At 63.2% G+C, this 10,597-nt stretch carries 5 protein-coding genes; 3 read left to right on the top strand and 2 right to left on the bottom strand.

Going from position 1 to position 10,597, the window contains the following annotated elements; genetic code table 11:
• Window positions 1-2,046: type I secretion C-terminal target domain-containing protein (locus tag APH33_RS04410; RefSeq protein WP_054883983.1), on the top strand; the 2,046-nt coding region annotated here is incomplete at its 5' end.
• 158 nt (window positions 2,047-2,204) lie between these two features.
• Window positions 2,205-2,546, top strand: a complete 342-nt coding sequence (locus tag APH33_RS04405) for a hypothetical protein (RefSeq protein ID WP_054883982.1) — start codon at window positions 2,205-2,207, stop codon at window positions 2,544-2,546.
• Between the two features lie 142 nt (window positions 2,547-2,688).
• Here APH33_RS04405 and APH33_RS04400 read toward each other — a convergent pair whose 3' ends face one another.
• On the bottom strand, window positions 2,689-4,065 hold the full coding sequence (locus APH33_RS04400) for an HlyD family type I secretion periplasmic adaptor subunit (RefSeq protein ID WP_054883981.1): 1,377 nt from the start codon (window positions 4,063-4,065) through the stop codon (window positions 2,689-2,691).
• Complete coding sequence (locus APH33_RS04395) at window positions 4,055-6,211, bottom strand: type I secretion system permease/ATPase (RefSeq protein ID WP_054883980.1); 2,157 nt, start codon at window positions 6,209-6,211, stop codon at window positions 4,055-4,057. The genes APH33_RS04400 and APH33_RS04395 overlap by 11 nt, the downstream gene beginning before the upstream one ends.
• A gap of 504 nt (window positions 6,212-6,715) precedes the next feature.
• On the opposite strand from APH33_RS04395, the gene APH33_RS04390 reads away from it, so the two are divergent.
• Window positions 6,716-10,597: S-layer family protein (locus tag APH33_RS04390; protein WP_156351889.1), on the top strand; the 3,882-nt coding region annotated here is incomplete at its 3' end.

The raw sequence follows: 10,597 nt of genomic DNA, 5'->3' as shown, positions 1-10,597 counted from the left end.
ATGTACCCGAACGTCAGTGCGCTGGCGAATGCCGGTGTAACGGTGTCGGACCTGCATGGCAGCAACGGCGTGGGCTACTACGACGGCTACAAGCTCAACGAAGGCGGCGAGAACGGCGCCCCGATCAAGCTGGTGAGCATCAACACCGCACTGACCGACACCGACGGTTCGGAATCCCTGAGCGTCAAGCTCTCGGGCATCCCGGCAGGCTCGGTGCTGGCTGACAGCGCTGGCCACACCATTACCGTCGGCAGCGGCGCGGTAGATGTCACCGGCTGGAACCTGAGCAGCCTGACCATCAAGCCACCGGCCTACTACCAAGGCCAGTTCGACGTGAAGGTCAGCTCGACTTCGAGTGAAAGCGTCGGCGGCAGTACCGCTACCACCGAGGGCACCATCAAGGTCACGGTCTACCCGCAGGCCTACACCACCAGCAACCTGTCGTCCGACAGCGACTCCATCACCGGTACCGATGGCAACGACATCATCGTCTCGGACGTCAATGGCCTGCACGTGGTGCCGGGGCAGAACTACAACATCGCCTTCATCGTCGACACCTCGGGCTCGATGGGCTCGTCGGGCGTAAGCGCGGCCAAGTCTTCGCTGGAGTCGGTGTTCAAGACCCTGGCGGCCAGCGTCAAAGGCGCCCAGTCGGGTGTGGTCAACATCCTTCTGGTGGACTTCGCCACCCAGGTCAAGAGCACTGTTTCGGTGACCCTCAACGACGCGGGCCTGAAAACCCTGCTCGCGGCGCTGAACAACTTGTCGTCCGGTGGCGGTACCAACTACGAAGATGCCTTCAAGACCACCGCCAACTGGTTCGAGGCGCTCAAGGCAGCGGGCAGCACCGGCAGTAACCAGACGTTCTTCATTACCGACGGGCAGCCAACCTACTACCAGACCAACGAGAAGACCAACCCGACCCTGGGCAACTCCGGCGTCACCATGGACGACTACCTCGCCTCGATCAATTACAAGGCGGGCATGACGGTCAATGCCTACATCAACAACACCAACTACATCAGCATCGACAGCAGCGGCAACCTGCAGGTACAGACGTACAGCAACAGAGGCGGCTGGTCGTACAGTACCAGCGGCCAGTTGCATGCCGAAGGCAACGGCGGCTACGAGCTGTCGTCGCTGGCGGGTACCGGCAACTCCACCAACAGCGCCACCAGCACCAACTCGACCGATAGCTTCAAGATCCTCTCGGCCTTGTCCGACGTCGAAGCGATCGGCCTGAACAGCGGCGTCAACGCCAACGACCTGAAGCCGTACGACACCGATGGCAAGCCGCAGACCAACATCGACCCGAGCAAGCTCGCCGATGCCATCCTCGGCCACACCGAAGCGACCCTGCCGGGCAACGACACGGTCAACGGTGGCGACGGCAACGACATCATCTTCGGCGACCTGGTGACCTTCCCGTCCATCGCCGGCACCGGTGTCGAGGCCATCCAGGCCTATGTCGCCGGCAAGACCGGGGTCGACGTTGGTGACGTGGACGCGCGGGCGATGCACCAGTACGTCAGCGAGCACTACACCGAGTTCGATATCTCGGGGGCCAACGACGGGGCCGACACCCTGCTGGGCGGCGCAGGCAATGACATCATCTTCGGCCAGGGTGGCAACGACTACCTCGATGGCGGCAAGGGCAATGACATCCTGCTCGGCGGCAGCGGCAACGACACCCTGATCGGCGGCCAAGGGAATGACATCCTGATTGGTGGCAGCGGTGCCGACCTGTTCGTGTGGAAGGCCGGTGATGTTGGCAACGACGTGATCAAGGACTTCAAGCCCAGCGAGGGTGACCGCCTCGACCTGCACGACCTGCTACAGGGCGAGACCGCCAGCACCATCGACAACTACTTGAAGATCACCACCGCCGCAGATGGCACTTCGACCTTGCAGGTCAGCTCCGAAGGCAAGCTCAACGCCGGCGGCAGCGCCGACGTGACCATCAAGCTCGAAGGCGTGAACTGGTCTAACACCACGGTCAACTCGTTGATCAGCGGTGCCGACCCGACCATCAAGGTCGATCACTGATCCCCGTCCCGCGGTGGCCAGCCCAGGCCACCGCGGGGGCGGCCTTCCCTGCCACCCCTCGCGCAGCGCATACTCACGCGCCGGGTTCACCTGCCTGGTGAACTTTGCCTATGCTGCGGATTACCAACTAAGGAACCATCGTGACGAGGGACGACGCCATGTTCTACGTGCAACGCGACGCCGACGGCCAGTTGCTGCGGGTAGAAGCTGCCCCCTATGCCGAATTCACGGAAATGCTCCCGGCCGACCATGCCGAGATCCAGGAATGGTTTGCCGACGATGTGGTCGAGAACAGCCTGCGCCAGCTCAAGCAGAGCGACCTGGACATGATCCGCGTGCTGGAGGATCTGATCGATGTGCTGACCACCAAGGGTGTGATCAGCATCACCGACCTGCCCGCCGGTGCCCAGGCCAAGCTGCTCAACCGCTCTACCGCGCGCAAGGCGCTGGGCAGCCTGAACAACCTGATTGAGGAAGAAGAAGACACCGGGTTGATCTGAGCGGCACTCTGCAAACCGACTCGGCCCCTGTGGGAGCGGGCTTGCCCGCGAAGCAGGCTCCGCAGTGTATGGCACCGGCTTCGCCGGTGTTCGCGGGCACGCCCGCTCCCACAGGGTACCCTCTACAAGGCCGTAAACCTCATCAGCGCTCGCGCAGGGCTTCGGTACGGGCTTTGATGATCGGCTTGAGCAGGTAGCTCATGATGGTTTTCTTGCCGGTCATGATGTCCACCGTGGCGACCATGCCGGGGATGATTTCCAGCGGCTTGGCGTCACTGCCCAGGTGACTCTTCTCGGTGCGCAGGCGGATCAGGTAGTAGGTGGTCTTCTTGTCTTCGTCGGTGATGGTGTCGGCGCCGATCTGCTCCAGCTTGGCCTCGAGGCCGCCGTAGATGGTGTAGTCATAGGCGGTGAACTTGACCATGGCCTCCTGCCCCGGGTGCAGGAAGGCGATATCCTTGGGCAGGATCTTCGCCTCGATCACCAGCGTATCGTCCAGGGGCACGATCTCGATGATGTCGCTGCCCGGCTGGATCACACCACCAATGGTGTTGACCAACAGCTGCTTGACGATGCCGCGCACCGGCGAAGTGACCAGTGTGCGGTTGACCCGGTCATCCAGCGCCTTGGTGGTGGCAGTCGCCTTGTTCAGGTCGGTGCGCGCCTCGTTAAGCTGGGTCAGGGCATCGCTGCGGAACTTGCCGCGGGTTTCCTCGATTTTGCTCTGCACTTCCTTCACCGCCGCCTCGGCGCGCGGGATAGCCAGTTCGGTGGCGCTCAGTTCGCCGCGTGTTTCCACCTCGGAGCGGCGCAGGCGCAGGATCTCGACCTGGGAAATCGCCCCCCTGGCCACCAGCGGCTCGGACATGCCGATTTCCTGGTTCAGCAACTGCAGGCTGCTGGCGTACTGGGCACGCTTGGAGTTGAACTCACGCAACTCCTGCTGCTTCTGCACCAGCTGCTGTTGCAGGCCATTGATCTCGTCATTCAACTGTTGACGCCGGCTGGCGAACAGCGACTCTTCGCTGGCCGCCTGGCTGGGAGCGGCCTCGCGCAGCTTGTCGTCGATCTTCAGCGGGCTGTCGTCGACCTCGGCACTCAGGCGCTCGACGCGCAGGGCCATGGCCACACGCTCGGCTTCGGTTTCGCCCTTGTTCGAGATAAAGCGGGTTTCGTCCAGGCGCAGCAGCGGCTGGCCGACCTCGACCACCTGCCCTTCCTTGGCGAAGATCTCGGCGACGATGCCGCCTTCGAGGTTCTGCACCTTCTGCACCTTGGACGAGGGAATGGCCTTGCCCTCGCCACGGGTGACTTCGTCGATGGGCGCGAAGCTGGCCCAGACGATCAGGAACAGGAAAAACGCGATCACGCCCCAGATGGTCAGGCGCACGACGCGCGGGGCGTCTTCGATGAGCGCTTTGTTGACCTCGGGCAGCGGCTGCCCGTGCAGCGAGTCGGAGCCCTTGAAGTAGCGGCGCAGGTTGTCTTTGAACTGTCCGATATCGAGCTTATGCAACACTGATCTGCCCCTTCTTCAGCGCATCCATGACCGAAGATTTGGGGCCATCGGCAACCACCTGGCCGCGGTCGATGACGATCAGCCGGTCGACCAGGGTCAGCAGCGAGGCCCGGTGGGTCACCAGCAGCACAGTCTTGTTCTCGATTACCGCCTGCAGGCGCTGCTTGAGGCGCTCTTCGCCGGTGTTGTCCATGGCCGCAGTGGGCTCGTCGAGCAGCAGGATCTGCGGGTTGAGCAACAGCGCACGGCCCAGGGCGACGTTCTGCCGCTGGCCACCGGAGAGGTTTTGCCCGCGCTCGCCAACCTGCAACTCGTAACCGTCCGGGTGCAGCCGGGCGAACTCGTGCACGCCAGCCAGCTCGGCGGCTTGCAGGATCAGCTCGTCCTCGATGTAGCGGGCACCGCTGACCAGATTGTCGCGCAAGGTACCGGCCAGCAGCTGGATATCCTGCGGCACGTAGCCGACGTTGTGGCGCAGTTCGCTGACGTCGATCTGGCGAATGTCCACGCCGTCTACCAGCAACGAGCCGTTGTCCGCCTCATACAGCCCGACGATCAGCTTGGCCAGCGAACTCTTGCCCGAGCCACTGCGGCCGATGATGCCGACTTTCTCGCCCGGGCGGATGTTCAGGCTGATGTTCTTCAGGGCCATGTTCTGCTGGTTCGGGTAAGTGAAATCGACCCCGCGGAACTCGATCGCTCCCTGCAGCACCTGGCGGCTCAGCGGGCGTTCCTCGAAGTTGCGCTCTTGCGGCAGTTCCATCATCTGGTTGGTCGAGGCCATGGTCACCTTGGCCTGCTGGTAACGCGCCAGCAACCCGTTCAACTGCCCGAGCGGGCCGAGAGCTCGACCACTGAGCATGTAGCAGGCCACCAGGCCGCCCATGCTCAGGTTGCCATCGATGATCTGATACACGCCGACGCAGATCATCGCCACGCCAGCCAGTTGCTGGATCATCAAGGTGATGTTCATGGCCAGGCCCGACAGCACCTTGACCCGCAGTTCCAGGCGGCTGAGGGTCCCAAGGGTCTGCTCCCAGCGGTACTGGCGCTCGCTCTCGGCGTTGTTGACCTTGACCGCGTCCAGGCCGGCCAGGGTTTCGATCAGGCTCGACTGGCGCTCGGAGGCCAGCGCCATGGTCCGCTCCATGGTCGCCATCAGGGGTTTTTGCAGGGCGTAGCCGATGCCCAGCGCCAACGGGAAGGCGAGCACCGGGATCCACACCAGATGGCCGCCGACGATGGCGATGACCATGAGGATGATCAGGGTGAATGGCAGGTCGATCAGGCTGGTCAGGGTCAGCGAGGCGAGGAAGTCACGCAGGCCTTGGAACTCGTGGATGTTCTGAGCAAAGCTGCCGACCCGCGCCGGGCGGTACTTCATCGACATGCCGACGATGCGCTCGAACAATGTGGCCGAGATGATCAGGTCGGTCTTCTTGCCGGCCAGGTCCAGGCACAGACTGCGCAGGCCTTTGAGGATGAGGTCGAACAGGTAGGCACCGGTAATGCCCACCGCCAGCACCCACAGGGTCGAGGTGGCCTGGTTGGGCACCACGCGGTCGTAGACGTTCATCACGAACAGCGGCGCGGCCAGGGCGATCAGGTTGATCACCAGGCTGGCGGCGATGGCATCCATGTACAGCCATTTGCTGCGCAGCAGGGTGTCGCGGAACCAGGACTTGGCGCGCGGAATCAGGTTGCCGTGGTTGACGTCGTACTTGTGCTGCGGCTGGGCGAAGAACACCTTGCCGCTGTAGTCCCCGATCAGCGCTTCGCGGCTGACCAGCACCTCGCCGCCATCGCTTTCGCTGAGCAGCAGGCGTGCAGTGTCGGCGTTTTCCCAACCCAGCAGCACGGCGGCACGGCCTTCCTTGAGCAGCAGCATGGCCGGCATGGCGATGCTCGGGATCTGCTCCAGCTTGCGCTGCAACAGGCGCCCCTGCAGGCCGGCGCGGGCGGCGGCGCGGGGCAGCAGTTCGGCGTTCAGGCGCTGGGCCGGCAATGGCAGCCCGGTGGTCAGCATCACCCGGCTGGCGGGTTTCTGATGCAGTACACAGAGGGTCAGCAGGCAATCCAGCAGCGGATCGTCGTGCTGACCTCGCGGGTCATGACTGAGCTGGGCTCGACGGACTTCGGATTCCACGTGGCGCTCTCTTCCTTGCGATAGTTGGAAGCAGGCCCCATCAACAATGGCCCGGTGTTCTTAAAGCTGACGACATCGCTATTCGAAGGTTTCAAGTCGCCAAGAATTTCTGCACGTAGCCAACCTCCGCTGCGATAGGGAAAGACTAACGCGAGATACACAAGTCGCAACCCAGAAATTATACAAAGCCCTCTCCACGCTTGCCGAAGCCAGACAGGACGAGGCCTGTACGCCCGAACGCTGAAAAAGGCAGGTAACAGCGATACAACTAATACGAAAGTAAGAATTGGCAAGCGGCTATTTAACGTTATGACTTTAGATTGGCGTCGCTCGCAAAATAGCGATGCAAGTCAATATTTCGACATTCTTTAAACGCGCAAGCGATAAAAGCACGGAAGTTTGACAGACCTATAAGCAGAGGCAATTTAATACTATTCCACTACCCGCCGGTTTTGAGCGCCGAAGGGGCATGGAAGGCACTGGTCGAGTCATCTGGAGAGCCCCATGAGCACCGTAGTCGCCATCGTCAAAAGCATTGTTGGCCAAGTCATCGCAGTATCGCCGGAAGGCATACGGCGCGTGCTCATCGAAGGAGACCGCCTGTTCGCAGGCGAGCAGGTACTGACCGGTGTCGGCGGTGCTGTCACCCTGCAACTGACCGACGGCCGCTATGTAGACCTGGGCCGCGATAGCCAATGGAGCGCCAGCACCGCCGACCACAGCACCGACATGTACCTGGCCACCGCGCAGGCTGCGCCGTCGGTGGAGCAGTTGCAACAGGCGATCCAGGCGGGTGTCGACCCGACCACGGCGCTGGAAGCTACCGCTGCCGGCCCGACCTCCTCGGGCGGCAGCGGCGGCGGTGCGCTTGGCGGCGGGCACAGTTTCGTCCTGCTCGAGGAAACAGCTGCCCGGGTCGACCCGAACGTTGGCTTTCAGACCGGGCCGCTGAACTTCAGCGAAAGCCTTGACTTCGATTTCGCCGCCGGGCGGCAGGCCGCCACCCCAACGGCGGTCGCCGAACTGGCCACCGCCGTGGTGCTGAGTGCAACGCCGTCGGTCAGCGAGGCCGGCGGCAGCATCGTCTATGTCGCCACGGTCGGCCAGGCGCCGCTCAGCGCGCTGACCGTGACCTTGTCCAATGGCGCGGTGATCGTGATCGCCGCCGGGCAGACCAGTGGCTCGGTGAGCGTGCCGGTCACGCCAGGCACCACGGTGTACGCGGATGACCGTCACGTCTCGACCAGCATCACCGTCACCAGCGGCGGCGGCATCCTGGTCGCCATCGACGGCACGCCGGCCGAGACCCGCGTGGTTGGCACGGCCGATATCACCACCGCCACCCTCAGCGCCAGCCCGAACGTGACCGAAGGCGGTGCGATCACCTACACCGTGACCCTGAGCAACCCGGCCCAGACGCCAGTCACGGTCACCCTGTCGAACGGCCAGGTCATCAGCATCGGCGCGGGTCAAAGCAGTGGCAGCGTGGTGCTGCAGACGGCCAACGATGTGTACAAGGACGCGACCACCCTTAGCACCCATATCACCTCCGCCATCGGGGGCAACTTCGAGCACCTGGAAGCCAACCCGGCTCCCGTTCTGACCGTGGTCAGCGATTCGACCGATTCCAGTACCGTCACGCTGACCGCCACGCCCTCCGTGGCGGAAGGCGGCGCCATCGTCTACACCGCTAGCCTCTCGGCACCGGTGACTGGCACGCCGGTGGTAGTGACCCTGGCCAACGGCCAGACCATCACTGTGGCGGTCGGCCAGAGCAGTGGCATCGTCAGCGTGCCGGTCAGCAATGATGTTTATCAGGGCCAAGGCCAGGTCAGCACGAGCATCTCCGGGGTTACCGGGGGTAACTTCGAGAATCTGGTCGCTAACCCTGCGCCTGTCAGCACCACCGTCAGTGATATCCGGGACGTCACCACTGTCAGCCTGAGCGCGAGCCCGAGCGTGGCCGAAGGCGGCCAGATCATCTACACCGCAACCCTCAGCAACCCGGGCCAGACCGCCGTCACGGTGACCCTGAGCAACGGCCAGAGCATCACCATCGCGGCGAACCAGACCTCGGGCAGCGTCAGCGTGGCCGCACCTGCCGATAACCCCTTTGCCGATGCCAGCCTGGTCAGCGCGCGTATCACCAATGCCACGGGCGGCAATTTCGAAAGCCTGGCGGTCAACGGCACGCCAGCGGTGACCGCGATCACCGATACCCTCGACACCACGACTGTGACCCTGACCGCCACGCCGTCGGTGGCCGAAGGCGGCACCATTGTCTACACCGCCACTGTCAATGCCCCAGTCACAGGCTCACCTGTGGTGGTGAGCCTGGCCAATGGGCAGACCATTACCATCCCGGTCGGGCAAAGCACGGGAACGACGACTGCCTCTGTGGATAACGATGCCTACCAGGGGCATGCGCCGGTCAGCAACAGCATCACCGGGGTCACGGGCGGCAATTACGAAAATCTGGTGGCCAATACCGCGACCGTCAGCACTGCGGTGACCGATGTTCAGGACACCACCACCGTCTCGCTGTCGGCGACGCCGAGCGTGGCTGAGGGTGGACAGATCGTGTACACGGCGACGCTGACCAATGCTGCGCAGTCGCCAGTGACCGTGACCCTGAGCAATGGCCAGACCATTACCATTGCTACCAACCAGACCACTGGCAGCGTCGCGGTCGCCACGCATGGCGATAACCCCTATCTCGATGCCGGCCAGGTCAGCGCCAGCATCACCACTGCCAGCGGGGGGAACTTCGAAAACATTGCCGTCAACGGCACGTCAGCGGTGACCACCGTCACCGATACCGTCGACACCTCGACCGTGAGCTTGACCGCCACGCCTTCGGTGTCCGAGGGTGGGACCATCGTCTACACCGCCACGGTGACCGCACCGGTCACTGGCTCCGCCGTCGTGGTAACTCTGGCAAATGGGCAAACCATCACCATCCCGGTCGGGCAAAGCTCCGGTACCGCCACGGGCGCCGTGACCAATGACGTCTATCAAGGCCACGCGGCTGTTACCAACAGCATTACCAACGTCAGCGGCGGCAACTACGAGAATCTGGTGGCTGACAATACCCCGGTCAGCACCACCGTCAATGATGTGCAGGACACCACCTCGGTCTCGCTGTCAGCAACGCCGAGCGTTGCCGAAGGTGGCCAGATCGTGTACACCGCGACCCTGACCAATGCTGCACAGTCGCCAGTGACCGTGACCCTGAGCAATGGCCAGACCATCACCATCGGTGCCAACCAGACCACTGGCAGCGTTGCGTTCGCCACGCACGGCGACAACCCGTACCTCGATGCCGGACAGGTCAGTGCCAGCATTACCAATGTATCGGGCGGCAACTTCGAAAATCTGGTAGTCAACAGCACGCCAGCGGTGACCAACGTCACCGACACCGTCGACACTTCGACCGTGAGCCTGACCGCCACGCCATCGGTGGCAGAGGGCGGCACCATCGTCTACACCGCCAGCGTGACCGCGCCGGTTACTGAATCTGCGGTAGTGGTGACCCTGGCCAATGGGCAAACCATCACCATCCCGGTCGGCCAAAGCTCCGGTACCGCCACGGGTGCCGTGACTAACGACGTCTATCAAGGCCACGCGGCGGTCACCAACAGCATCACCAGCGTCAGCGGCGGAAACTACGAAAACCTGATTGCCAACCAGGCGCCTGTCAGCACCGCCGTTACCGATGTCCAGGACACCACGACCGTCTCGCTGACGGCGACGCCCAGCGTGGCCGAAGGTGGGCAGATCGTTTACACCGCCACTCTGACCAATGCTGCGCAGTCGGCGGTTACAGTCGCGCTGAGCAATGGCCAGACCATCACCATCGGCGCCAATCAGACCTCTGGGAGCGTCGCCGTTGCCGCGCCAGCCGATGATCCGTACCTCGACGCCGGACAGGTCAGCGCACGGATCACCAATGTCTCGGGTGGCAACTTCGAAAACCTGGCGATCAACAGCACGGCGGCAGTCACCACTGTCAGTGATACCATCGACACCTCTACCGTTACGCTAACCGCGACCCCATCTGTGACCGAAGGCGGCACCATCGTCTACACCGCCACGGTGAATGCGCCGGTCACCGGTAGCCCGGTCGTAGTCGGCTTGGCCAATGGGCAAACCATCACCATCCCAGTCGGGCAGTCCTCCGGTACCGCCACGGGTGCCGTCACCAACGATGTCTACCAAGGCCACGCGGCAGTTACCAACAGCATTACCAGCGTCAGCGGCGGCAATTACGAGAACCTGGTCGCCAACCAGGCACCGGTCAGCACCTCCGTTACCGATGCCCAGGACACCACTAGCGTCACCCTGACCGCCACGCCGACCGTGGCGGAAGGCGGCACCATTATCTAC

The organism is Pseudomonas sp. NBRC 111130 (assembly GCF_001320485.1).
GTDB classification, from domain to species: Bacteria; Pseudomonadota; Gammaproteobacteria; order Pseudomonadales; family Pseudomonadaceae; genus Aquipseudomonas; species Aquipseudomonas vlassakiae.
Note: the sequence above shows the minus strand (reverse complement) of the source record. Positions and strands in the feature narration are given on the sequence as shown.